The sequence below is a fragment of the Pseudoduganella sp. jia 9 genome, assembly GCF_055502615.1.
Map to the genome: position 1 here is coordinate 87081 of NZ_JBUPWE010000005.1, position 22298 is coordinate 109378.

The window sequence follows — 22298 nt, forward strand, 5'->3', positions numbered from 1 at the left end:
AACCTTCAGCTCCTCGGCCGTTTGTCGACCACGCGCCGGGCCTTGCCGGTCAGCGTACGTTCGATGCCGTCGGCGCCCACCACGCTGACGCGGGTGGTGACGCCGACATGGGTCTTGATGCAGTGTTCCAGCTCCCGCGCCAGCGCATCGGCTTCGCTGCCGGGCGTTTCCGGACGCAGCTCGGCGACGACGTCCAGCTTGTCCAGGTGGCCGTCGCGCGTGACGACCAGCTGGTACTGCGGCGCCAGCTTCGGCATGGCCAGGATCAGTTCCTCGATCTGCGTGGGAAACACGTTGACGCCGCGGATGATCAGCATGTCGTCCGAGCGGCCGGTGATCTTGTCCATCCGGCGCATCGCGCGGGAAGTCGGCGGCAGCAGCCGCGTCAGGTCGCGCGTCCGGTAGCGGATCACCGGCATCGCCTCCTTCGTCAGCGACGTGAATACCAGTTCGCCTTCGGCGCCGTCCGGCAGCACCTCGCCCGTTTCGGGGTCGATGATCTCCGGGTAGAAATGGTCTTCCCAGATCGTCGGGCCATCCTTGCTCTCGATGCATTCGCTGGCCACGCCGGGGCCCATCACTTCCGACAGCCCGTAGATGTCCACCGCATCGATGCCGGCGCGCGCCTCGATCTCGCGGCGCATCGCATCGGTCCACGGCTCGGCGCCGAAGATGCCCACCTTCAGCGAGGAGGCGGCCGGATCGATGCCCTGCCGGTGGAATTCCTCGATGATGTTCAGCATGTACGACGGCGTGACCATGATGATCGACGGCGCGAAGTCGCGGATCAGCTGCACCTGCTTCTCCGTCTGCCCGCCGGACATCGGGATCACCGTGCAGCCGAGCCGCTCGGCGCCGTAGTGCGCGCCCAGGCCGCCGGTGAACAGGCCATAGCCGTAGGAGATGTGCACCATGTCGCCGGCGCGGCCGCCGGCGGCGCGGATCGAGCGGGCCACGACATCGGCCCAGGTATCGATATCGCTGCGGGTGTAGCCCACCACCGTTGCCTTGCCGGTGGTGCCGCTCGACGCATGGATGCGCACCACCTGCTCGCGCGGCACGGCGAACATGCCGAACGGGTAGTTGTCGCGCAGGCTTTTCTTGTCCGTGAACGGGAATTTCGCCAGGTCGGCCAGCGTGCGCAGGTCTTCGGGATGCACGCCTTTCGCATCGAAGGCGGCGCGGTAGTGCGCCACGTTGTCGTACGCGTGCCGCAGCGTTTTCTTCAGGCGCTGCAGTTGCAGTGCCTGCAGTTCGTCGCGGCTGGCGCGCTCGATCGGTTCGAGGTCGCCGGGCGCGGGCGTGCGCGCGGTTGCAAATTCAGCCATTGTCTCCTCCAGTATTTCTTGAAACTCTCTTGAAACTCTCTTGAAACGTCAGGGCTCAGACCACCGTGCCCGCCACGCGGTGCGACTTGCCCCGGAACGTGGCGACCAGCCGGCCATCCTGGTCGGTCACGTCGACGTCGTAGATGCCGGTCTTGCCGGCCAGCGCCCGCTCGACCGCTTCAGCGGTGAGCAGGTCTCCCTCGCGGCCGGGTGCCAGGTAGTCGATCGTGCAGCCGGCGCCCACCGTGTTGTGGTTATGGCTGTTGCAGGCAAAGGCGAACGCGCTGTCCGCCAGCGTGAAGATGAAGCCGCCGTGGCAGCTGCGGTGGCCGTTCAGCATATCCTCGCGCACGCGCATCGACATGCGCGCATAGCCGGGGCGGATCTCGTCCAGCGTCATGCCCAGGCCGCGGCTGGCCGGATCGCGGCCGAACATCGCCGCGCCGGCCGCTTCGGCCAGCGCCTGCGCATCCGGGTGCATGGAATCATTCGGCATGGATCGGCTTTCGGCTGGCTTGCCGGCGGCGCAGCAGCGGCGACACGCGGTAGCGGCCGTCGCCATACGCGGCAGCCAGATTGTCGAGTACCTTGACGATATGGCCGGCGCCGATCGCATCCGCCCACGCCAGCGGACCGCGAGGGTAATTGACGCCGTTGCGCATCGCCGTGTCCACGGCCTGCGCGCTGCACACGCCCTGGTACACGGTGTCGGCCGCCTCGTTGGCCAGCATGGCCACGGTACGCATCACCGCCAGCCCGGGCACGTCGTCCAGCCGCGTCACCGCAAAGCCCGCGGCCTGGAACAGCCCGACGGCGGAGAGATAGGCCGCCTCGCTGCACTGGTCGGCGCGGGCCACGGCGATGCGCGCGGCATTGCCGGCGTCGAGCACCAGGTCGAAGACCACGGTGTCGTCATGCCGGTTGGTGCGGGCGCGGGCGGTGGCGGTGCGGCCGTCCGTCAGGTAGATCGCCGCGCCGTTGCAGTGGAATGCCGGGGCTTCGCCATGCTGGTGGCCTTCCGCCGAGGTGCGCCGTGTCACGTGCAGGCCATGCGCCTCGAAACGCGCCAGCATCGGCTCCGTCAGCGTGCCGCTGGCGCCCGCTTCCAGGCTGTAGCCCACGTATTCCGGCCGCGGGCAGTTCGGCTCGGATTGCGCCGCCGGCGGCACGGCACTCTCGGCATAGCGATAGAAGCCGCGGCCCGCCTTGCGGCCGAGGAAGCCGGCATCGACCATTTCGCGCTGCAGCACTGATGGCGTGAAGCGCGGATCGCCAAAATATGCGTCGAACACGGATCTGGTGACGGCGTAGTTGACGTCGTGCCCGATCAGGTCCATCAGTTCGAAAGGCCCCATGCGGAAGCCGCCGGCCTCGCGCATCACCGCGTCCAGCGTTGCGGCGTCGCCGGCGCCTTCGGCCAGCAGGCGCCACGCCTCGGCGTAATACGGCCGCGCAACGCGGTTGACGATGAAGCCGGGCGTGGAGCGCGCATGCACCGGGCTCTTGCCCCAGGCGGCGGCGGTGTCATGCACGGCTTGCGCGGCGGCGCGGTCCGTCGCCAGGCCGCTGACCACTTCCACCAGCGCCATCAGCGGTGCCGGATTGAAGAAATGCATGCCGACCAGGCGTTCCGGCCGGCGCAGCGGCGCGGCGATGGCTGTCACCGAGATCGACGAGGTGTTGGTGGCCAGGATCGCGTCATCGCCGACGATGCCTTCCAGTTCGGCGAACAGCGCGCGCTTGGCCTCCAGGTTCTCGGCGATCGCCTCGATGACGAGCGCGGCATCGGCCAGGTCGCCCAGCGACGCCGCCGCATGCAGCCGGCCGCGCGCCGCCTCCGCGTCGGCGGCGCCCATCCTGCCTTTCGCGGCCAGCTTGCCGAAGCTGCCGGCGATGTCGTCGATGGCCTTGTCCAGCGCTTCCGGGCGGGCATCGTACAGTTTTACCGTGTGGCCGGCGGCGGCGGCCACCTGGGCGATGCCGGCGCCCATGGCGCCGCTGCCGACGACGGCAACGATGGAATCAGGTGTCAGCGCGGCCATCATTCCCCCTTGAAGTGCGGCGTGCGCCTGGCCACGAAAGCGGCCACGCCTTCGTGGTAATCGTGGCTGTTGCCCAGTTCGCGCATCATGTCGGTCTCCAGTTTCAGCTGGGCGTGCAGGCCGTTGCAGGCGCTGAGCTGCATGGCCCGCTTCGTGAAGGCCAGGCCCTTGGTGGGCGCGCAGGCAAAGTGCTCGGCCATGGCCCTGGCTTCGGCCATCAGCGCGTCGTCCGGCAGCGCCTTCCAGATCAGGCCCCATTCCTCGGCGCGGTCGGCACTGAGCTTGTCGCCCAGCATGGCCAGCCCCATCGCCCGCGCCGGGCCGACCAGCCGCGGCAGGTGCCAGGTGCCGCCCGTGTCGGGGATCAGGCCCAGCTTGCAGAACGACTGGATGAACGATGCCGATTTCGCCGCCAGCACGATGTCGCAGGCCAGCGCCAGGTTGGCGCCGGCGCCGGCGGCCACGCCGTTGACGGCGCAGATCACCGGCATCGGCAAGTCCTTGATCGCCATGACCAGCGGCGCATAGTACTGTTCCACCGAGTCGCCCAGGTCGACGGGCGCGCCGCCCGGCGCCACGGCGCGGTCCGAGAGGTCCTGCCCGGCGCAGAAGCCGCGTCCGGCGCCGGTCAGCACCAGCACGCGCACGCCCTGGTCGGCGCGGATCCGCTCGAACGCATCGCGCACTTCGCGGTGCATGGCCTGCGTAAAACTGTTCAGTTTGTCGGGACGGTTCAGGGTCAGCGTCGCGACGCCGCCTTCGATACCGAACAGGATGTCTTGATAGCTCATTGGCTGTCTCCTCCGGTGAATGGTCATTCAGCCTGGTCGAAATCGATCACGACCCGGTCCGTGGCGGGAAAACTCTGGCAGCTCAGCACGAAGCCGCGGGCGATCTCGTAATCCTCCAGCGCATAGTTGACGTCCATGTCCACCTTGCCGTCGACGACCTTGCAGCGGCAGGTGGAACAGACGCCGCCCTTGCACGAGTAGCGCATGTCCAGCCCGGCGCGCAGGCCGGCGTCGAGGATCGATTCCTTGTCCTTTTCCATCGTGAACGTGGCGGCGTTGCCGTCCTGGATCACGGTGACTTCGGTGAGGTGCCGCGCCGCCTGCGCGTCGTGCTGGGCGCGCGGCTGGTGCTGGTGCTTCGGGATCGAGGCGGCGAAGAGTTCGATCCTGATGGCCGATTTCGGCATGCCCGCTTCCTGCAGCGCTTCGGAAACGCCGAGCATCATGTCTTCCGGGCCGCAGATGAAGGCGGTGTCGTAGTCGGCGATGTCGATCCACTGGCGCAGGAACTGCTGTGTCTTGTCCTTCGTGATGCGGCCGTTGAACAGTTCGATGTCCTGCTGTTCGCGGCTCATCACATAGACGATGTTCAGGCGTGCCAGGAACAGATCCTTCAGCTCCGCCAGTTCGCCGCGGAACATCATCGACGAGGACGAACGGTTGCCGTAGACGAGCGTGAAACGGCTGCGCGGCTCCGTCATCAGCGTGGTCTTGACGATCGACAGGATCGGCGTGATGCCGCTGCCGGCGGCAAAGGCCAGGTAATGGCGTTCGCTGTCGGCCTGCAGCGGCACGTTGAAGTGGCCCATCGGCGGCATCACCTCGAGCACGGCGCCGGCTTTCAGCGATTCGTTGGCCCAGCTGGAAAACATGCCGCCCGGCGTGCGCTTGATGGCCACGCGCAGCGCGCCGTCCTGCACGGCCGAGCAGATCGAGTAGGAGCGGCGCACGTCCTCGTCGCCGATCCTGGCGCGCAGCGTCAGGTGCTGGCCCTGCTGGTAGCGGAAATCGCCGGCCAGTTCGGGCGGCACGGCGAACGTGACGGCGATGCAGTCGCGCGTTTCGTTGACGACGCGGGCGACGGTCAGCGGATGGAATTTGCTCATCTCATTGGCTCATGTTGGAAACTGAGGTCAGTGGCACTTGAAGTAATCGAACGGCTCGCGGCAGGCGCGGCAGCGGTACAGCGCCTTGCAGGGCGTGGAGCCGAACTGGCTCGTGAGCTCGGTGTGCGGCGAACCGCAATGCGGGCAGGCGACGGCCGGTACGGCGCTGGACGCTCCCCCGGCGCGGCGCGAGACGGCCGCGGCCAGCCCGCCGCGCAAGCCGGAGATGTCGATCACCTGCTGCGCCGGCGGGGCGATGCCGTAGCCCTTCAGCTTTTGCCTGCCAGCTTCGCTGAGCCAGGCGGTGGTCCATGCCGGCGACAGTTGCGTGACGATGCGGACATCGTCCACGCCGTGCGCCTGCAGCGCCTCGCGCACGGCGGCCTCGATCACATGCGTGGCCGGGCAGCCGGAATACGTGGGCGTCAGCGTGACCGTGACGCTGTCGTCATCGACGCCGACGGAGCGCACGATGCCGAGGTCGACGACCGAGATCACGGGAATCTCCGGGTCGGCCACTTCGGCGAGCCACGTCCACACGGTGGCCTCGTCCAGCGCCGTCGTCATCGTCGCCGTCACCACGTTGCACCCGGATAGGCACGCTGCAGGAACTGCATCTCCGCCAGCAGGTAGCCGAGGTGCTCGCTGTGGCGGCCCGTCTTGCCGCCCTTCTGCATCCAGGCGTCCGGCGAGGGCATTCGCAGGGTTGCCTCGGCGAAGATATCGCCCACGTGGGCCAGCCATTGCGCGCGCAGCGTGGCGGCGGGCGGCGCGATGCCCGCCGCCACCATCTGTTCGTCGATGGCGTCGTAGTTGAATGCTTCGCCGGTGTACATCCACAGCTCGTCGGCGGCAGTCTGCGTGTACTCGTGGCTGAGCGCGGTGCCGTCGCCGAGGCGAACCACCAGGTCGCCGCTGCGGCGCAGGTGATACGTGACCTCTTTCAGCGCTTTCCCGGCGATGTCGGCGATGCGTGCGTCGGCCGACTGCACCAGCGCGCCGATCAGAAAGTAGTGCCACGTGTCGAAGTAGAACTGGCGCACCAGCGTGTGCGCGTAATTGCCGTTCGGCTGCTCGACCAGCAGCACGTTGTGGAAATCATGCGCGTCGCGCAGGTAGGCCAGCGCATCCTCGTCGCGGCCGCGGCCTTCGAGCTCGCCGGCGTAGGTAAACCACAGGCGCGCCTGGCCCAGCAGGTCGAGCGCCACGTTCGTCAGCGCCATGTCTTCTTCCAGCGCCGGGCCCTTGCCGCACAGTTCGGACAGGCGCTGGCTCAGCACCAGGGCGTTGTCGCCCAGGCGCAGCAGGTATTGAACTTTCGCATCCATGCGCGGCCTTTACAGGTTCTTCACTTCTTCCGGCATCGGGAAGAAAGTGGGGTGGCGGTAGACCTTGCTGTTGGCGGGCTCGAACAGGGCACCCTTGTCGAACGGGCTGCTGGCCACGATGTCCGCCGCGCGCACCACCCAGATCGACACGCCTTCGTTGCGCCGTGTATAGACGTCGCGGGCGTTATTGAGCGCCATTTCCGCATCCGGCGCATGCAGGCTGCCCACGTGCTTGTGGGCCAGGCCGTGCTGGCTGCGGATGAAGACTTCCCACAGGGGCCATTCCTTGCTCATTGCTGTCTCCTCAGGCTGCGTGTTTTTCGGCCGCCTTTTCCGCATGCGCGACGAGCGCGTCGCGGAACCATTGCCCGTCGTCCCAGGCCTTCACGCGGGTGCGCAGCCGCTCGCGGTTGCACGGGCCGTTGCCCTGCAAGACGGCGTGGAATTCGGCCCAGTCGATCTCGCCGAAGTCGTAGTGGCCCCGCCCGGCGTTCCATTTCAGGTCGGGATCGGGAATCGTCAGGCCGAGGAATTCGGCCTGCGGCACGGTCTGGTCGACCATGCGCTGGCGCAGTTCGTCGTTGGAGAACAGCTTGATGCGCCATTGCGTGGATTGCGCGCTGTTGACGGAGCTGGCATCCGACGGACCGAACATCATCAGCGACGGCCACCACCAGCGGTTCAGCGCATCCTGCGCCATCGCCTTCTGCTCGGCCGTGCCATTGCACAGCGCCAGCATGATGTCGTAGCCCTGGCGGGCGTGGAACGATTCTTCCTTGCAGACCCGGATCATGGCCCGGGAATACGGGCCGTACGAGCAGCGGCACAGCGGGATCTGGTTGATGATCGCCGAGCCGTCGACCAGCCAGCCGATGGCGCCCATGTCCGCCCACGACAGCGTGGGGTAATTGAAGATGCTCGAGTACTTGGCCTTGCCCGCGTGCAGGGCCTGCAGCAGTTCGTCGCGCGACACGCCCAGCGTTTCGGCGGCGCTGTACAGGTACAGGCCGTGGCCCGCTTCATCCTGGATCTTGGCCAGCAGGATCGACTTGCGCTTGAGCGTCGGTGCGCGCGTGACCCAGTTCCCTTCCGGCAACTGCCCAACGATTTCCGAGTGGGCGTGCTGCGAAATCTGCCGGATCAGCGTCTTGCGGTAGGCCTCGGGCATCCAGTCCTTCGGCTCGATCTTGATGCCGTCGTCGATGCGCTGCTGAAAGGCGCGCTCTTCGGCGCTCATGTCATCGACGGTGCGGACGTTCTTCAGCCCGGTCTCCACCATTTGTGCGTACATGCTCGTCTCCTCGTGTACCTGTGTTTGCACTCATAATACGATACACAATTTTAAATGCAAGCTGTTTTTGTGTGTCACATTGAAAGCCCGTATCTTGTCCGGCTCGGTACAATGCGGGGATGAACAATGATTTGAATGCCTGGATTACCGCCTTCCTGCAAGAGGACCCGCCCCGCTCGAAATCGCTGGTGATGACCGTCTTCGGCGATTCCATCGTGCCGCACGGCGGCCTGGCCTGGCTGGGCAGCCTGATCGACCTGCTGGCGCCGTTCGGCGTCAACGACCGGCTGCTGCGCACGTCCGTGTTCCGGCTGGCGCAGGAAGGCTGGCTGGTGTCGCAGCGCGATGGACGGCGCAGCCATTACACGATCACGCCGGAAGCGGCGCAGCGTTTCGCCCGCGCCTTCCGGCGTGTCTACGCGGCGCCCAGTGTGCACTGGCATGGCAGCTGGACATTCGTGCTGGGCACCAGCGGCCTGTCGACCGCGGAACGGGCGGCGCTGCGCAAGGAACTGCTGTGGGAGGGCTACAGCATGGTGGCGCAGGGCATCGCGGGCCATCCGGCCGGCGATGCCGAGGCGCTCGACGACCTGCTCGGCCGCCTGGACATGCGCGGCAAGGTGTACGTCGTGCAGGCCGCGCAACTGCCCGGCGTGCAGGGCAAGCCGCTGGCCGACCTGATCGCCGAAGGCTGGGATCTGCGGGAAGTGGCGGCAGGCTACGAGAAATTCATCGAAAGGTTTGCACCGTTGCGCGCCCTGCTTGCCGGCGGCGCCGCCCCGGAACGGGCATTTGTCGTGCGCACGCTGCTGATCCACGCCTACCGGCGGGTGCAGCTGCACGACCCGCAGCTGCCCGTCGAGCTGCTGCCCGAGCCGTGGCCCGGCGCCGCCGCCTATGCGCTGGCGCGCGAGCTGTACCTGTTGACGCATGCGCCTGCCGAAGAGCACGTGCTCGGCGCGCTGCGGCAGGAGCAGGCGGACGTGCCGGATGCCGGGCCGGCGTTCTTTGAACGCTTCGGCGGACTGGCCTAGACTGGAACGCGCCGGCTTATTTGCCGATCGGCTTGTTGAGCGAATCGTCGATCGGATCGCCGACCGGTATGACGAATGCCCTGAGCTCGGCCAGCTTGCCATCGCGCAGCCGCCACACGTCGCAGTAGGCGTTATGCAACGCATTGCCGGCTTCGTCCCGGCTGTCGATATCGCCGAGCGCGATGACATGGTCGCCCTCCGCCACCAGTTCGCGCACGGTGAACGCGGGCGGCTGCACGTACTCGGTTGCCATCCACGCGCGCACCGCCTCCTTGCCATGCAGCGTGTCGCCGCCCACGGTGGACCAGACCACATCGTCCACACAGAACGACAGGAAGCCTTCATTGTCGCCGGCGGTGACCGCCGCATTCGCCTGTTGCAGCACACGCTTGTTCGCATCGGACATTTGCATTCTCCTCGTGACGGTTCACCCTCGATTCGACCGGCCGGCTGGCCGGCCCCGAGGTTAGCAGACCCTCGCCGGGGGCGGCGCAGCTGTATTGCAGCTGAACTGCGGCGGCCCGCGGGCGGATCCCTATCCGAACACCAGCGACTGGTGCGCATGCACGCCGGCCAGGACGCCGGCCGCGGATGCCAGCGTCGCACTGTGCATCGGCGTTGCCGCGTCGCCGGCGGCGAAGACGCCGGGCACGGTGGTCTGCTTGCGCTCGTCGACGCGCAGGTACGGTCCGGTCGGCCCGTCATCGAACGCGCAGCCCAGCTGCCCGGCAAGCGGACTGGCCGGCACCGTCATCGGCGACACGAACAGCGCCCCCAGCGGCACCACGCGGCCGTCGGCCAGGCACGCCGCGTCGAGGCCGGGCGCGCTGCCCAGCAGCGCGACGATGGGCGTGCGCTCGATCGTCACGCCCCGCGCCGCCAGCAGCGCGGCCTGTTCCTCCGCCGGCTCTTCGCCGCCTTGCGTGAACAGCGTTGCCGGCCCCCAGTCCGGAATCATCGCCGCCTTGTGCGCGGCCATCGCATCGCCGCCCAGGATGCCCAGCGGCTGCCCCGCCACTTCATAGCCATGGCAATAAGGGCAGTGGATGACGGTTTGCCCCCAGCGCTCCGCCAGGCCCGGCAACGCGGGCAGTTCGTCGCGCACGCCGGTGGCCAGCACCAGGCGTGCGCCGCGCTCCTGGCGCTGGCGGCCTTCGCTGTCGATCGCGACGAGGAAGCCTCCTTCGGCACGGATGGCGGCGGTGGCCGCCCCGTCGGCGAACGTCACGGTGGGATAGCGGGCCAGCTGCTGCCGGGCTTCCGCGCGGATCTGCTGCGGCGGCTTGCCGTCATGCCCCAGGAAGCCGTGCGCGCTGGTGGCGAAACGGTTGCGCGGCTCGCCCGCGTCGACCAGCAGCACGCTGCGGCGCGCCCGCGCCAGTTGCAGCGCGGCCGACAGGCCGGCAAAGCTGCCGCCCACGATGATGGCATCGAACATGATCGCTCCTTATGTACTTTATGGAGTTACATGATAACGCAAAAAGCCCCATCAAGAAACTTCATTTGTTACTTGATCCGGGTTTGCTATGATCGCGCCATGAGACACGACAGCCGCCTTTCCCGCATGCTCCATGTACTGATCCACATGGACAGCCTCGACGTGCCCGCCACATCGGAAACGATCGCCGGCATGCTGGGCACCAATCCCGTTGTGGTGCGCCGGACGATGGCAGGCTTGCGCGAGCAGGGCTATGTGCAGTCGGGCAAGGGACATGGCGGAGGCTGGATGCTGACGCAGCCGCTCGACCGGATCACGCTGCTCGACATCCACCGCGCGCTGGGCGAACCGCCCGTCTTTGCAATCGGCACGACCAACGAACACGCGGATTGCCTGGTCGAACGCGCCGTCAATGCGGAGCTCGGGGAGGCGATGCGGGAAGCGGAGCGGATACTGCTGGAGCGCTTCGGCAGCGTCACGCTGGCCGACCTGGCAAAGGGTGTGAAGACGCACACGAAGGCGCTGACTCCGGCCGGCTAGCGGCGCCTGTGTGGCCGGGCTGGACAGCCTGACCGATGCAGGCCTGCGCCCTTATGGCCGGATCGGGGATTGCCGCACGTCGGTCACGATGACCGGCAAGGACCAGGCACCGCCCATGTCGATGCCCCGGCACATGCCCGTCGTGCCTTTCCTGGTCTGCACGAAGCGTTTGCCGTCCCACGTCCATTCGTCGATCTCCATGCAATCGAAACCGCTGGCCCGGTGCGAGGCGTCGATCTTCCCTTTCGAATATTCCGCGCCATTTGTCGTAACGATACTGGCCGCGAAGGGTGGTGCCGGGTTGATCGTCCAGTATGCTTCCGCGACGGCGGATGCCCCCGCCCAGCAAGTCGTCGAGGCCAAGAGCCTGGTGCGCGACAGACGGATCACGTGGATGGGATCGGGCTCCCGGGCAGGTTCGGCAAGGGCAGGACATTCGTCGCCGGCAGACGTGGCCAGGGCTTTGCGCAGGGCCGCCAGCTCCGGCGCGGAAAAATGGACGCGATCTTCATCGCCCGGCATGTCGGGGACGGCGATCACGGGCGCCGGCACGGCGGGCAACACATGGCGCTCGTCCTTGCCGCCCTTGGCCACCAGGGCTCCAGGCGTGCCGAGGCGCCCCTGGAACTCGTCCATCTTCAGCATCACCGCGGTGGCGCCCTTGTTCGACAGTTTCCACGTCCGCTTGCCATCCGTCCATTCGACGTTGCCGTGATGGGGAAGCGCCGCCAGCAGTGCAGCCGTTTGTCCAGGCGTCAGCCTCGCGGTCCAGTGCCCTTGCGCGAGCGCGACCTGGCCAAGCGGTGCCGTGTCGACCAGCATCGTCAACGATCGCTTCGCCGGATAGGTTTCCATCGTTTCCTCTCCGTAATGGCCGATCTGGAGCTCGCCCTGTACAGGCTGGTTCGGTCCGGCTTTCCGGGTCAGCAGAATGGATACCGGTAATCCCTCGCTGCCATGGTTACCATCGTCATCGTCGTTTGATTGGGGGTGATAGCCCGCGGCACGGCAGGTGCGCGTGTTATCGCAGGCAAGTTCCCAGTCGTGATGGGCGAACGCGATGCCTTGTGGCTTGCCAGCCATGACCGGGCTGCCCGATACGAGCAGGGCCAATGCCGCTACGGCGGCGCGGGCCGTTCCTGCTTTTCTCAAGGTCAGCTCTCAGCGTCGTAGTAAAACTCGCGCAGCTCCTGGGCACAGCGGCAGGCGGCGGCGAGCCTGGCCGCCCACTGGACGGCATCGGCCCTGGACGGCAGTTCCAGCACACAGAAGCCCCCATCGAACTCCCTGGTCTGGGGATAGGTCCCGGCCGCGCAGCTTCCGTCCGCCGACACCATTACCGGCGCGGCCTCGCTATTGATGCCGCCGCCGAACACGTAGGCCCCGGCAGCCTTGGCTTCCCGGATCACCGCGCGCGACGCTTCGCCGACGGCGGCCATGTCCTCGGCGGGAACATTCATCGCATTCGCGGGAAAGGAGACAAGAAACTTGGCCATGGTGCGATCCTCTATGGTGACGTTGGTGTTCAGCGCCGCCCGGCGGCGATCAGGTAATTCTGCATGGCCGCCTCGGCCACCGAAGCCCACTGGTTCTGGTCGTGCCGGAACTTCTTCCATGGCGCGTAGATCTTCCTGAACTTCGGGTTTTTCGCGGCTTCCTCTTCCATCACCGCGGTGGACTGCCGATACGCGGCATCCATCACGTCCTTGCTGAAATTGTGCAGCTTCGCGCCGTTGTTCAGCAGCCGGGCCAGCGCAGCGGGATTGCGGGCGTCGTAGCCGGCCTGCATGCGCACGTGGCATTCGTACGCGGCCGCTTCCAGCGCGGCCTGGTACTGTTTCGGCAGCTTGTCCCACCCCTTGCCGTTGACGTAGAACGACAGCTGCGGCCCGGTTTCCCACCAGCCCGGCGAGTAGTAGTGGGGCGCCACCCGCACCAGGCCGAGCTTTTCATCGTCGTACGGCCCCACCCATTCGGCGGCGTCGATCGTGCCCTTCTCCAGCGCGGCATACACGTCGCCGGCGGCGATCTGCTGCGGCACCACGCCCATGCGCTCCATCACGCGCCCGGCAAAGCCGGCCACGCGCATCTTGAGGCCCTTCATGTCGGCCACCGAGCGGATCTCCTTGCGGTACCAGCCGCCCATCTGCACGCCGGTATTGCCGCCCATGAAGTTGACGATGCCGTAGCCCCGGTAGAACTCGCGCAGCAGTTCGCGGCCCCCGCCCTGGTCGAACCACGCCGTCTGCTGGCGCGACGTGAGCCCGAAGGGCACCGCGCAGTCGAACGCAAAGGTGGGGTCCTTGCCGAAGTAATAGTAGGCCGGCGTGTGGCCCATCTCGACGGTGCCGGCTTGCACGGCATCCATTACCTGCAGGCCGGGCACGATTTCGCCGGCGGCGAACTGGCGGATCTGGAACTGGCCGCCGGTGAGCTGGGCCACCCGTTTCACGAAGTTCTCGGCCGCGCCGTAGATCGTGTCCAGCGTTTTCGGGAAGCTCGATGCCAGCCGCCAGCTGACGGCGGGCCGGGCCTGCGCGAAGGCCGGCGCGGCGATGCCCGTGGCGATGGTGGCGGTGCCGGCCACGGTGGCGGAGCTGGTCAGGAAGGAACGGCGCTGCATCGTCGGACTCCTTGGAATGGATGGGCCATTGTAGTACCGAAAATACAAAAGCCGTTATCATGTCGGCCTCGCGCCACACGGCGCTTCCCCTCATCACAGGACACACAATGTCTATCAAGATCAGCAGCCAGTTCGACGCTGGTGCCATCGAGTTCGTCAGCGCCACCAGCGTTGGCGACATCGACCTGAACATCCGCAAGGATTCCCACGCCGACATCACCCAGTGGTTTTATTTCCGCGTGCAGGGTGCTGGCGGCATGCCGCTGACGATCCGCTTCCTGAATGCCGGCCAGTCCGCCTACCCGGATGGCTGGAAGGATTACCAGGCGGTGGCCAGCTACGACCGCGACACGTGGTTCCGCGTGCCCACCAGCTTCGACGGCGAAGTGATGACCATCGAGCACGAACCGGAATACGACAGCGTGTACTACGCCTACTTCGAGCCGTATTCGTGGGAACGCCACCTGTCGCTGCTGGACAATGCCCAGCTGTCGCCGCTGGCCGAACTGGTCGACCTGGGTTCCACCGTGGATGGCCGTGACCTGAACATGCTGGTCATCGGCGACCCGGACGCGCCGAAAAAAGTATGGGTGATCGCGCGCCAGCATCCGGGCGAAACGATGGCCGAATGGTTCGTCGAAGGCATGGTCGAAGCGCTGCTCGACCCGGCCGATCCGTTCGCCAGCCAGTGCCTGAAACAGGCCGTGTTCTACGTGGTGCCGAACATGAACCCGGACGGCTCGGTGCGCGGCAACCTGCGCACCAACGCGGCCGGCGCCAACCTGAACCGCGAGTGGAACACGCCGACGATGGAGCGCAGCCCGGAAGTCTTCCTGGTCAAGCAGGCGATGCAGGAAACCGGCTGCGACCTGTGCCTCGACGTGCATGGCGACGAAGGCCTGCCCTATGTGTTCGTGGCCGGCAGCGATTCGCTGGAAAACTTCACGCCGGAGCAGAAGGCCGCGCAGGATGCCTTCATCGCCGACTTCAAGGTTGCCAGCCCCGACTTCCAGAGCGAGTTCGGCTACCCGGACGCGCCGTTCACGCCGGAAGTGCTGACGATGGGTTCGCCGCACATCACCCACCTGTTCGGCTGCCTGTCGCTGACGCTGGAGCTGCCGTTCAAGGACAACGCCAACGACCCGGACCCGGTCAACGGCTGGAACGGCGCCCGTTCGATGAAGCTGGGTGCCGCGGTGCTGCAGCCGGTGCTGGGCGCGCTGCGCCGGTAGTTTCCCCGCGCCGGAGCGCCGCGAAGGCCTCCGGCATCCACGGCCGCGCGGCCAGCAGGAACGTCACCGACTGCCGCGCCTCGTACGGCAACCGGGCATCGGCCTGGTGCTGCTGCGAAAAATCGTCCGCCACCTGGCGCAGCCGCTCCAGCAGCGCCACGGTGGACGATGGCGACAGCATCACGCTGACCAGCCGCAGGATCTCGCCTTCGCCGTCGAAGCGGGCATCGAGGTAGTCGCCCGCCGCCTCCCGCCGGAACCAGGTCTGGATCGGGCCGTTCGGAATCCAGTCGAACGTGCGCGCCACCAGCAGTTTTACGCGGTTGTTCGGCTTCAGCACGAGGAAGCCGATTTTATCCAGCCGCAGCAGGTGCTTCACCGCTTCGGCCTGCGTCAGCGCGAAGGTGGCCACCAGTTCGTCGACCGGCACGCCGTTCAGCGCCGCCACCGCCACCAGCAGCAGCTTCGGATCGCCGATCAGTTCCTCTTCCTGCGCATAGCTCAGTTGCGCGATCAGCCGTGGTGCCTCCAGCGCGGAGCGGGTCAGGTCGAGCAGGTCGATGCCGGCCGCCACCAGCACCTCGTCGAGCCGCTGCAAGGTAAACGTGCGCTGCGCGAACATGCGCTTCACGCTGGCCTCGGACATGCCGATGCGCCGCGCCAGCTCCGCATACGTGATGCCATGCGCCTTCAGTTCGCGCTTCAGGCCTTCCACCAGCATCATGCTGCTCGACATGGCTCACCTTTCATTAGTATCGTTATCCGATACTTTAACAGCAACCGTCCGCCACCATGGCCGGACTGCTTGCCCGCCGTTCCGCCACGGCCGATGATGCGTCCACCTTCACTTATACGGAACGAATCATGAAAAGCCTGCTGCTCGCCACCCTGCTCTCGCTGGCCTGCGTGAATGGCCACGCGGCCGATGCATCGAGCCCGTCGCAGGCGGTCGGCGAAGCGTCCGGGATCGTCGTCGCCGGCTCGCTGGTGACGGTGCTGGTCGGCGGCAGCGTCGTCGTGGTGGCGCTGGAAAAGGCCGGCGAAGGCGTCGACCTGCTGCTGCAAAGCGCGGCCGACGGCAGCCGCGCCACGGTGCGGCTGTCCGGCAAGGCGGCCGCGGGCCTGTCGGTGGCCGCCGGTAGCGCAGTGGACGTGTCGGCGACGGCCACCGGCCACCTGCTGGTCGCCTCGGGCAAGGCCATCGCCTTTATTCCCAATGAAGCCGGCAAGGCGCTGCTGCACAGCCGGAAGGTGAGCTGACATGCGCCTGTCGATCCGCCGGGTTCCGGCCCGGCAGCTGCTGACGCGGCGGCTGTGGACGCGGCGCCTGCTGCTGTGCGCGTGGCTGGGTGTCACGCTCTTCCTCGGCCTGTTCGCTTCGCTGCCCGCATGGGCCGGTCAGGCCTGCGAGGACAAGCCGCTGGCGGCGGCCGACGCGGCCCGCTCGCTGGACCTGGCGCAGCGCACCGTGCAGGCCCTCGAGGCCAGCGGCGCGCAGGTGGCGCTGGTGTCGCGCGCCGGCCAGGACCTGGGCAAGTACGGGCTGCGCTATTCGCACATGGGCATCGCGCTGCGCGACCACCCGGCCGGTCGCTGGACCGTCGTGCATGAACTCAACGAATGCGGTACCGCCTTTTCCGCGCTGTACGAGGAAGGCATGGGCAATTTTTTCCTGACGGACCTGGTGCGCCACGAAGCGCAGCTGGTCATTCCGGGACCGGTGGCGCAGGCCCGGCTGGCGCAACTGCTGGCCGGGCGCACGCCACGGCGCCTGCACGAGCCACGCTACAACATGCTGGCTTACGTGTTTGCGACGCAATACCAGAATTCCAACGGGTGGGTGCTGGAGAACTACGCGGCGGCCAGTGCGCCGGCGGGTGACGTGGCGACGCGCGAGGAAGCGCAGGCCTGGCTGAAAGGCGCCGGCTTCGCGCCGATCACGGTGCAGATCCCGTCAGCCACGCGGCTCGGCGCGCGGATGTTCCGCGCCAACGTGGCGTTCGACGATCACCCGTTCGAGCGGCGCATGGCGGGAAGGATCGATACGGTCAGCACGGATGCGGTGGTGCGGTTCGTGCAGCACTCTGATCACGCCGCAAAGGTGATCATCGTCCAATGACGGGCGACCGCATGTTGCCTTAGATCAGTACCGGCGGGCAAGGCGGACGGGATGATGGCGGCACCTCAACCCTGGAGAATCGCCATGAAACGCCTGCTCGTCCTGTCCATTGCCCTGTGCTTTTCCACCGCCGCCGTCCACACTGCGGCATTTGCCCAGTCCGGCCTGTCGCACTCGGCAGGAGAAATTTCCGGTGTTGTCGTCTTCGGTTCGCTGGTGGCCGGAAGCGTTATCGTCGCCGGGTCGGAGCGAGTCAGTGACGGCGTCGAACTGGTCGTCGAAAGCGTGGGCAATGCCAGCCGCTCGACGGTGCGCCTGTCCGGTGAGGCGGCAACCAGCCTGTCGATTGCGGCCGGCACGATGGTCGACATCGTTGCCATGTCCACGGGCCACGCGCTCGTCCTGTCGGGCAAGGTCATCGCCTTCATTCCGAACGAACTTGGCAAAGCACTGCTGCGCCGCGAAAAGGTGCCGCAATGAAGGCGGCGGTGCTGGTGGCGCTGGTATTGCACTCGCCGTTCGCGCTAGCCGGGCGCAGTTGCGAAGAAACCCCGCTATCGATCGAAGAAGTGGTGACGACGATGAACCTGGCACAGCGCACGCTGAAAGCGCTGGACGATAGCGGCGCAACCGTGGCGATGATTTCCCGCGCCGGACAGGACTTGAGCAAGTACGGCCTCACGTACTCGCATATGGCGTTCGTGGTGCGCAACCATGCCGCCGGCCGCTGGACCGTCGTGCATGAGCTGAACGACTGCGGCACGGCCGGCTCGGACTTGTGGAACGAAGGCGTCGGCAATTTCCTGCTGATCGGCCTGCACCGCCACTCGACGCACGTGCTGGTTCCGGCGCCGCAAGTGCAGGCACGGCTTGCCGCATTGCTCGCCTCGCGCACGCCGAGACGGCTGCACGAGCCGCACTACAACATGCTGGCGTATGCGTTTTCCACGCGCTACCAGAACTCGAACCAGTGGGTACTGGAGACTTACGCCGCCGCCAGCGCGCCAACGGGCAAGGTGGAAACGCGCGCCGAAGCGCAGGCCTGGTTGAAGGGTGCAGGCTTCACGCCGCTGACGATCGAGGTGCCGACGTTCACGCGGCTGGGTGGCCGGATGTTCCGTGCCAACGTGGCGTTCGACGATCATCCGTTCGAGCGGCGCATGGCGGGCCAGATCGACACCATCACCACCGACGCGATCGTGCGCTTCGTGCGCACGGCGGATAGCGCGGCGAAAGTGTTCGTCGTCGATTGACCGCATCCGTGCGCGTGGTTTGATCTGGCGCAAAAAGATTGGAGGCCGTCACGGTTTACGACAAAAAAAACCGGTGCAGGAAGGAGAGATGGCCTGCAGGCCATCTCCGCTACGCAGGCGCCGAGCGATGCTCCGCGAAACCCCTGCTCCGCCACCGGTTTTTTTCTTGCAACTGCTACGCCATCAATTACGCAGGTTGATACCGAACATCAGCTTGCGCCCAGCATACGCATAGTCGAGGATGCTCTGCGTGCCGTCCGCGAAGCGCGAATAAGCGCCCTGGCTGTTCGACGTGGTTTCCTTGCCCAGGTTGCGGGCTTCGGCGAACACCTCGATGTTGTCGTTGAAGCGGTACGCGACCTTGGCGTCGATGAACTTCGAGGCATCCTTGAAGTTCGGGGAGCCAGGGTTATAGGGCAGGAACGCGGTGCGGCCGCCGCCCGCGTTCGGGTAGTTGTTCACCGTATTCGCTCCACATGCGGCGATACAGGTGAAGTAGCCGGTATCGGCCTGCACGGCCACGCGGGCCGACAGCTTGCCGTCGTCGTACCACAGCGACCAGTTGTACGAGTACTTCGATTCCCGCACTGGCGGCAGTGCATCGCCGGTGATCAGGTCCACGACGTCGACCGCCGTGGTGGCCGAACGCACGCGGGTGTAGTTGATGTCCAGACCCGTGTAGCGCAGGTACCACGGCAGGAACGTGAACGCCGTCTTCGACGAGAACTCAAAGCCCTTTCGCGTGGAGGCGGCGCCGTTTTCCCACGTGTTATAGCTGAAGCCGACATCGTCGAGCGCCTGACCGGTGATCGGATCGACCAGGTTGGAACCCTGGAATACCTTCACGCCGCTGACGCCGGTGGTGCGCGACGGGCCGATCTTGCCGCGCTGGCGGAATCCAGCCAGCGAGAACTGCGTGTCGGCGTTCGGATACCATTCCAGCGTCAGGTTCTGGTTGATGTTCGTCTGCGGCCGCAGGGCAGGGTTGCCGACCGTGCCGGAGCAGCGCATGTCGGCATCGTCGCTATTGGAACTCAGCTGCGTCGCGTCGAACGTGCAATTGCCGGAAGGGATCAGATTGCCGACGGCTGGACGGGCCACCGCCTTGCCCTGGTTGTAGCGCAGCACCCACTCGTTTGGCACCACCCACAGCGCCAGGTTCCAGATCGGCAGGTAGTCGGTCTCGCTCGACTCCAGCGTGGTCAGCTTCGACACGGTGGCCGTCGTCCGGCCTGCCGGGGCGGACGGATTCGCTGGATCGAAGTTTGCGTTCGGAACGATCGACGTGAACTGCATGCGGCCCGTCGCTTCGACACGGGTATTCACGATGCGGTAACCCGCATTGCCTTCGAGCTCCATGCCGAACGGCAGCGGCCGCTCCGTGAACGGGATATGGTCGAGCGCGAAGTCGGTCATCAGGTAGCCGGACTTGGTGCGTTCGCGGAACGTGTTCACCGGCTGTGCATACATCTGGCCATCGCTGCCGACGCACTCCTTCACGCAGTTGAAGTTCACGTTCGGCAGGTTCGCCATGGCGAATACTTTCTCGACGTCGATCTCGGTCCAGCCGTTGATCAGCTCCGCCGGACGGTCCTTGGAGCCGTTGAAGAAGTTGGTGGTGGCCGTATGCATCGACTGGGCGATGATGTCCTGGAACTGGGCTGGCGTCAGCACCATCTGGCCGGACTGGTTCGTGGTGACACCATGGGTATTGCTTGGCACATAACCGTACTGGCAGGGCTTGCCGCCCGCGCCCAGCGACCCGGGCGTATCCTGGCAGCCGACGAAGGAGCTGCGCACGTTGGCCGATGGCACCATGATGGCGCGCTGGAAGCCCGGCTGGCCAAAGCTGCCTACTGCTGTCTGCGCCTCGAAGCCGCCGGCACCCCAGCTGCTGCCCTTGGTGTCGCGGAAGTTGAAGCCGGACTTCAAGCGGGTCAGGAACGGGATCGAGTCGGGCAGCGCATACGTCAGGTCCAGCTTGGCGGTGCGCTCGCCCGTTTCGTTGATCTTCGGCGTCCAGGTGATCTGTGGTGCCTGCGTCAGCAACGGCTGCTGGGCGATCGTATAGGCGGGCGAGCTGTTGATGGTCGTGGCATTCGCCGCCACCGCGTTCTGATTTACCGAGGCGGGACGCAGCGTTGCATACTGCGCCGCCGTGACGGCCGACGGACCGCCGCCTTGCGGGAATTGATACGTCCACAGGCCGTTCGGCAGCGCGGACATGGTGGCCGGGCCGTAGTTGTAGCTCCAGCTGGTGCGCTTGTCGCCGCGCGTGAAGTCGGACTTCGCGTCGCCCAGCAGGAATTCGGCGAACAAACCGCCCTTGCGGTAGCTGCCGCCCAGCTGCAGGTAGCGGGCCGAGGTTTCCATGACGTTGTGGATCTGGTCCGTGCCCACGTTGCCGTCGGCGATCGTGAACTTCGTCACGTGGTGGTTCGCATCGACCTCGACCGAGGCGGGATCGATGTTGACCACCGAGTTCGACCATGGGTAGTTACCTGAGCGGAACGACGGCGAAGCATAGCTGAAGTAGCCGGAACCGGGCACTGGCACCAGCCGGTTGTTGGCGACGTCTTCGGTGTAGGCCGCCCCGGCGTAGTTCGGGCCGGCAGTAGTTGCCGGGTTGATGGCCACGCCACCCAGGTTATAGGTGAGGAAGTTGTCGTCCACGCGGCGGCGCTGGTAGCTGCCCTTGCCGTACACGGTCAGTTCGTTGTTGACCTTGAAGTCCACGCGCAGGTCGAGCGAGCGGCGCTTGTCGATCTGGCGCTTCTGGATGTAACGGACCAGCGATGGCGTATAGTCGTTCCATTGGTTCAGGCACGACATCTGCTCGTTGCCGCGGTGGTTGATGGCCGCGGTGCGGGCATTGCCCGCGGTGATCGCATTGACCTGCGCTTCGGTCAGGTTCGGGAACGCCGCATAACAGTCCGCCTTGCTCTGCGCGGCCGCCGAGCGGGTCACCACATCGAGCGGCGAGGAGGCATCGAAGAAGCCGCCGGCGGACAGCGGGCTGCGCAGCGCCGGCTGCGTCGCGGTCGCATCCGTGGTGGAGACGGTGGAAGGATTATAGGCAAAGGTCTTTTCAGGCGAACCGTCGAAGTCGATGGCGCGGGCATAGCCCTGACTGGCGCTGGTTGCCACCTGTGCGAAATGGCCTTCGTTGCGCACCTGCGAAGCGGAGCCGTTCAGCACCACGCCCAGGCGGCCATCCATGAACTGGCGGGCGATCACCAGGTTGCCGTCCGGCGTCCAGTCCTTGTTCAGCGAGTTCTGCGCGCCCGACAGGCGCAGCGAGTAGAACGGCTTCTTGAAGTCGAGACCGGTACGGGTCTTGATGATGACGCTGCCGCCCAGGCCGCCTTCGGTGCCATCGGCGGTGGCGCCCTTGACGATGTCGACGCTCTTGATCAGGTCGGCGGAGATTTCACGCAACTCGACGCCGCGGCCGTTGCCGCCGCCGTTCAGGTCGGTACCGCCGCCGGCCTGCACGCCCTGGCCGTCGATCTCTACGCGGGTCAGGTCCGGGCCGTTGCCGCGCAGGGCGACGTTGACGCCCTCGCCGAAGTCGCCGCGGTCCACCGCGATACCGGCGATCCGCGAGATCGCTTCGGCCACGTTACGGTCGGGGAAGGCGCCGACGTCCTCGGCGACGATCGAATCGATCGCCGTGGCGGCATTCTTCTTGCGCTCGATGCCCGATTGCTGCGATGCGCGGGTGGCCACCACCTGCACCTTCTGGATGGGCGCCTCGGCCTCGGCGGCCGTTGCTGCCTGCTGCGCCATGACAGGCGCGCTGGCCGCCATCGACGCCAGCGCCAGCGATACCGCGGCACTCAGCGTACTGAGGCGCAGTGGTTGGAACTCGAACCGTTGCATTCTCTTCTCCACACTTTTTAATTGATTTATTTAATTAGATTCCCTGCAATGGAAATTTAATCGGCGGAGAGGCTTTTTAACTTTCGGCAATTTCAATGCTCAGCAAGTTGATCAAATAAAAAATGCCGTAGGTGCAGCAAAGGCTGCTGTGCTATGCACGCTACCACGCAGGGGAATGGACGCATGAAATCGATTTCACAATCATTTCGGTGATCTTTTCGCGGTAATCGATCAGATTCATGATTGAGAAATGCCTGCTGCAGTGCAGCAAAGAAAAGTGGTGCCAGAAAA

The 22298-nt window shown here is 66.1% G+C and carries 23 protein-coding genes; 7 read left to right on the plus strand and 16 right to left on the minus strand.

Going from position 1 to position 22298, the window contains the following annotated elements; genetic code table 11:
- Positions 1 to 5: 5 nt before the first annotated feature.
- From paaK to paaA, 9 genes are read right to left on the minus strand one after another with little or no spacing between them, the layout of a single operon-like run.
- On the minus strand, positions 6 to 1328 hold the full coding sequence (gene paaK / locus ACY34H_RS06800) for a phenylacetate--CoA ligase PaaK (protein WP_464976731.1): 1323 nt from the start codon (positions 1326 to 1328) through the stop codon (positions 6 to 8).
- Positions 1329 to 1383: 55 nt separating this feature from the next.
- Positions 1384 to 1824 (minus strand): hydroxyphenylacetyl-CoA thioesterase PaaI, encoded by a 441-nt coding sequence (paaI, locus tag ACY34H_RS06805; protein ID WP_464976732.1) that lies wholly within the window; start codon positions 1822 to 1824, stop codon positions 1384 to 1386.
- Positions 1814 to 3370: a 3-hydroxyacyl-CoA dehydrogenase PaaH gene (gene paaH / locus ACY34H_RS06810; protein WP_464976733.1), complete on the minus strand. Its 1557-nt coding sequence runs from the start codon at positions 3368 to 3370 to the stop codon at positions 1814 to 1816. The genes paaI and paaH overlap by 11 nt, the downstream gene beginning before the upstream one ends.
- On the minus strand, positions 3370 to 4161 hold the full coding sequence (gene paaG / locus ACY34H_RS06815) for a 2-(1,2-epoxy-1,2-dihydrophenyl)acetyl-CoA isomerase PaaG (RefSeq protein ID WP_464976734.1): 792 nt from the start codon (positions 4159 to 4161) through the stop codon (positions 3370 to 3372). The genes paaH and paaG overlap by 1 nt, the downstream gene beginning before the upstream one ends.
- Before the next feature lie 23 nt (positions 4162 to 4184).
- On the minus strand, positions 4185 to 5267 hold the full coding sequence (gene paaE, locus ACY34H_RS06820) for a 1,2-phenylacetyl-CoA epoxidase subunit PaaE (RefSeq protein ID WP_464976735.1): 1083 nt from the start codon (positions 5265 to 5267) through the stop codon (positions 4185 to 4187).
- 27 nt (positions 5268 to 5294) lie between these two features.
- The gene (gene paaD, locus ACY34H_RS06825; protein ID WP_464976736.1) at positions 5295 to 5834 is read right to left on the minus strand and encodes a 1,2-phenylacetyl-CoA epoxidase subunit PaaD; all 540 of its coding nucleotides are present in this window, start codon (positions 5832 to 5834) and stop codon (positions 5295 to 5297) included.
- A gap of 8 nt (positions 5835 to 5842) precedes the next feature.
- Positions 5843 to 6595: a 1,2-phenylacetyl-CoA epoxidase subunit PaaC gene (gene paaC, locus ACY34H_RS06830; RefSeq protein ID WP_464976737.1), complete on the minus strand. Its 753-nt coding sequence runs from the start codon at positions 6593 to 6595 to the stop codon at positions 5843 to 5845.
- Between the two features lie 9 nt (positions 6596 to 6604).
- Complete coding sequence (gene paaB, locus ACY34H_RS06835) at positions 6605 to 6889, minus strand: 1,2-phenylacetyl-CoA epoxidase subunit PaaB (protein ID WP_464976738.1); 285 nt, start codon at positions 6887 to 6889, stop codon at positions 6605 to 6607.
- A 10-nt stretch (positions 6890 to 6899) separates the two neighbouring features.
- On the minus strand, positions 6900 to 7886 hold the full coding sequence (gene paaA, locus ACY34H_RS06840) for a 1,2-phenylacetyl-CoA epoxidase subunit PaaA (RefSeq protein WP_464976739.1): 987 nt from the start codon (positions 7884 to 7886) through the stop codon (positions 6900 to 6902).
- A 119-nt stretch (positions 7887 to 8005) separates the two neighbouring features.
- Between paaA and paaX the strand changes: the two genes are divergently transcribed.
- Positions 8006 to 8920 carry a phenylacetic acid degradation operon negative regulatory protein PaaX gene (paaX, locus tag ACY34H_RS06845; RefSeq protein WP_464976740.1) on the plus strand — a complete coding sequence of 305 codons (915 nt, stop codon included), beginning with the start codon at positions 8006 to 8008 and terminating at the stop codon, positions 8918 to 8920.
- A gap of 16 nt (positions 8921 to 8936) precedes the next feature.
- Here the strand turns inward: paaX and ACY34H_RS06850 are convergent, their stop codons facing one another.
- Together ACY34H_RS06850 and ACY34H_RS06855 are read right to left on the minus strand one after the other, a co-directional pair.
- The gene (locus tag ACY34H_RS06850; protein ID WP_464976741.1) at positions 8937 to 9326 is read right to left on the minus strand and encodes a nuclear transport factor 2 family protein; all 390 of its coding nucleotides are present in this window, start codon (positions 9324 to 9326) and stop codon (positions 8937 to 8939) included.
- A 129-nt stretch (positions 9327 to 9455) separates the two neighbouring features.
- Positions 9456 to 10361 (minus strand): NAD(P)/FAD-dependent oxidoreductase, encoded by a 906-nt coding sequence (locus ACY34H_RS06855; RefSeq protein ID WP_464976971.1) that lies wholly within the window; start codon positions 10359 to 10361, stop codon positions 9456 to 9458.
- A gap of 96 nt (positions 10362 to 10457) precedes the next feature.
- Between ACY34H_RS06855 and ACY34H_RS06860 the strand changes: the two genes are divergently transcribed.
- Entirely contained in the window at positions 10458 to 10898 is a 441-nt protein-coding gene (locus ACY34H_RS06860) for an Rrf2 family transcriptional regulator (RefSeq protein WP_464976742.1), read from the plus strand.
- Between the two features lie 51 nt (positions 10899 to 10949).
- Here the strand turns inward: ACY34H_RS06860 and ACY34H_RS06865 are convergent, their stop codons facing one another.
- From ACY34H_RS06865 to ACY34H_RS06875, 3 genes are read right to left on the minus strand one after another with little or no spacing between them, the layout of a single operon-like run.
- Positions 10950 to 12050, minus strand: coding sequence for a DUF1176 domain-containing protein (locus tag ACY34H_RS06865; RefSeq protein ID WP_464976743.1), 1101 nt, complete (start codon positions 12048 to 12050; stop codon positions 10950 to 10952).
- A gap of 2 nt (positions 12051 to 12052) precedes the next feature.
- The gene (locus ACY34H_RS06870) at positions 12053 to 12394 is read right to left on the minus strand and encodes a YciI family protein (RefSeq protein ID WP_464976744.1); all 342 of its coding nucleotides are present in this window, start codon (positions 12392 to 12394) and stop codon (positions 12053 to 12055) included.
- Between the two features lie 29 nt (positions 12395 to 12423).
- Positions 12424 to 13521, minus strand: coding sequence for a TRAP transporter substrate-binding protein (locus ACY34H_RS06875; protein ID WP_464976745.1), 1098 nt, complete (start codon positions 13519 to 13521; stop codon positions 12424 to 12426).
- A gap of 107 nt (positions 13522 to 13628) precedes the next feature.
- Here ACY34H_RS06875 and ACY34H_RS06880 point away from each other — a divergent pair, with 107 nt between their 5' ends.
- Positions 13629 to 14753, plus strand: coding sequence for a M14 family metallopeptidase (locus ACY34H_RS06880; RefSeq protein WP_464976746.1), 1125 nt, complete (start codon positions 13629 to 13631; stop codon positions 14751 to 14753).
- Here ACY34H_RS06880 and ACY34H_RS06885 read toward each other — a convergent pair.
- Positions 14674 to 15489, minus strand: a complete 816-nt coding sequence (locus ACY34H_RS06885; RefSeq protein WP_464976747.1) for a helix-turn-helix domain-containing protein — start codon at positions 15487 to 15489, stop codon at positions 14674 to 14676. The two genes, ACY34H_RS06880 and ACY34H_RS06885, sit on opposite strands and share 80 nt — an antisense overlap.
- A 128-nt stretch (positions 15490 to 15617) precedes the next feature.
- Between ACY34H_RS06885 and ACY34H_RS06890 the strand changes: the two genes are divergently transcribed.
- The 4 genes from ACY34H_RS06890 (at position 15618) to ACY34H_RS06905 (ending at position 18125) form a co-directional block, all read left to right on the plus strand.
- Positions 15618 to 16013, plus strand: coding sequence for a hypothetical protein (locus ACY34H_RS06890; protein ID WP_464976748.1), 396 nt, complete (start codon positions 15618 to 15620; stop codon positions 16011 to 16013).
- 1 nt (position 16014) lies between these two features.
- Positions 16015 to 16872, plus strand: a complete 858-nt coding sequence (locus ACY34H_RS06895; protein WP_464976749.1) for a DUF2145 domain-containing protein — start codon at positions 16015 to 16017, stop codon at positions 16870 to 16872.
- Positions 16873 to 16956: 84 nt separating this feature from the next.
- Positions 16957 to 17352 carry a hypothetical protein gene (locus ACY34H_RS06900; protein ID WP_464976750.1) on the plus strand — a complete coding sequence of 132 codons (396 nt, stop codon included), beginning with the start codon at positions 16957 to 16959 and terminating at the stop codon, positions 17350 to 17352.
- Positions 17349 to 18125: a DUF2145 domain-containing protein gene (locus ACY34H_RS06905; RefSeq protein ID WP_464976751.1), complete on the plus strand. Its 777-nt coding sequence runs from the start codon at positions 17349 to 17351 to the stop codon at positions 18123 to 18125. The genes ACY34H_RS06900 and ACY34H_RS06905 overlap by 4 nt, the downstream gene beginning before the upstream one ends.
- A gap of 183 nt (positions 18126 to 18308) precedes the next feature.
- Here the strand turns inward: ACY34H_RS06905 and ACY34H_RS06910 are convergent, their stop codons facing one another.
- Complete coding sequence (locus ACY34H_RS06910) at positions 18309 to 22007, minus strand: TonB-dependent receptor (RefSeq protein WP_464976752.1); 3699 nt, start codon at positions 22005 to 22007, stop codon at positions 18309 to 18311.
- Positions 22008 to 22298 lie beyond the last annotated feature (291 nt).

What these genes read in the sequence shown, in the direction of transcription:
- paaC (WP_464976737.1), bottom strand. Translation starts at nt 6,595, where the DNA reads ATGGATGCGAAAGTTCAATACCTGCTGCGCCTGGGCGACAACGCCCTG.
- ACY34H_RS06910 (WP_464976752.1), bottom strand. Translation starts at nt 22,007, where the DNA reads ATGCAACGGTTCGAGTTCCAACCACTGCGCCTCAGTACGCTGAGTGCC.
- paaD (WP_464976736.1), bottom strand. Translation starts at nt 5,834, where the DNA reads ATGACGACGGCGCTGGACGAGGCCACCGTGTGGACGTGGCTCGCCGAA.
- paaG (WP_464976734.1), bottom strand. Translation starts at nt 4,161, where the DNA reads ATGAGCTATCAAGACATCCTGTTCGGTATCGAAGGCGGCGTCGCGACG.
- ACY34H_RS06900 (WP_464976750.1), top strand. Translation starts at nt 16,957, where the DNA reads ATGAAACGCCTGCTCGTCCTGTCCATTGCCCTGTGCTTTTCCACCGCC.
- ACY34H_RS06890 (WP_464976748.1), top strand. Translation starts at nt 15,618, where the DNA reads ATGAAAAGCCTGCTGCTCGCCACCCTGCTCTCGCTGGCCTGCGTGAAT.
- paaH (WP_464976733.1), bottom strand. Translation starts at nt 3,370, where the DNA reads ATGGCCGCGCTGACACCTGATTCCATCGTTGCCGTCGTCGGCAGCGGC.
- paaE (WP_464976735.1), bottom strand. Translation starts at nt 5,267, where the DNA reads ATGAGCAAATTCCATCCGCTGACCGTCGCCCGCGTCGTCAACGAAACG.
- paaI (WP_464976732.1), bottom strand. Translation starts at nt 1,824, where the DNA reads ATGCCGAATGATTCCATGCACCCGGATGCGCAGGCGCTGGCCGAAGCG.
- ACY34H_RS06850 (WP_464976741.1), bottom strand. Translation starts at nt 9,326, where the DNA reads ATGTCCGATGCGAACAAGCGTGTGCTGCAACAGGCGAATGCGGCGGTC.
- paaB (WP_464976738.1), bottom strand. Translation starts at nt 6,889, where the DNA reads ATGAGCAAGGAATGGCCCCTGTGGGAAGTCTTCATCCGCAGCCAGCAC.
- ACY34H_RS06885 (WP_464976747.1), bottom strand. Translation starts at nt 15,489, where the DNA reads ATGTCGAGCAGCATGATGCTGGTGGAAGGCCTGAAGCGCGAACTGAAG.
- ACY34H_RS06860 (WP_464976742.1), top strand. Translation starts at nt 10,458, where the DNA reads ATGAGACACGACAGCCGCCTTTCCCGCATGCTCCATGTACTGATCCAC.
- ACY34H_RS06880 (WP_464976746.1), top strand. Translation starts at nt 13,629, where the DNA reads ATGTCTATCAAGATCAGCAGCCAGTTCGACGCTGGTGCCATCGAGTTC.
- paaK (WP_464976731.1), bottom strand. Translation starts at nt 1,328, where the DNA reads ATGGCTGAATTTGCAACCGCGCGCACGCCCGCGCCCGGCGACCTCGAA.
- ACY34H_RS06875 (WP_464976745.1), bottom strand. Translation starts at nt 13,521, where the DNA reads ATGCAGCGCCGTTCCTTCCTGACCAGCTCCGCCACCGTGGCCGGCACC.
- ACY34H_RS06870 (WP_464976744.1), bottom strand. Translation starts at nt 12,394, where the DNA reads ATGGCCAAGTTTCTTGTCTCCTTTCCCGCGAATGCGATGAATGTTCCC.
- paaX (WP_464976740.1), top strand. Translation starts at nt 8,006, where the DNA reads ATGAACAATGATTTGAATGCCTGGATTACCGCCTTCCTGCAAGAGGAC.
- ACY34H_RS06895 (WP_464976749.1), top strand. Translation starts at nt 16,015, where the DNA reads ATGCGCCTGTCGATCCGCCGGGTTCCGGCCCGGCAGCTGCTGACGCGG.
- ACY34H_RS06905 (WP_464976751.1), top strand. Translation starts at nt 17,349, where the DNA reads ATGAAGGCGGCGGTGCTGGTGGCGCTGGTATTGCACTCGCCGTTCGCG.
- paaA (WP_464976739.1), bottom strand. Translation starts at nt 7,886, where the DNA reads ATGTACGCACAAATGGTGGAGACCGGGCTGAAGAACGTCCGCACCGTC.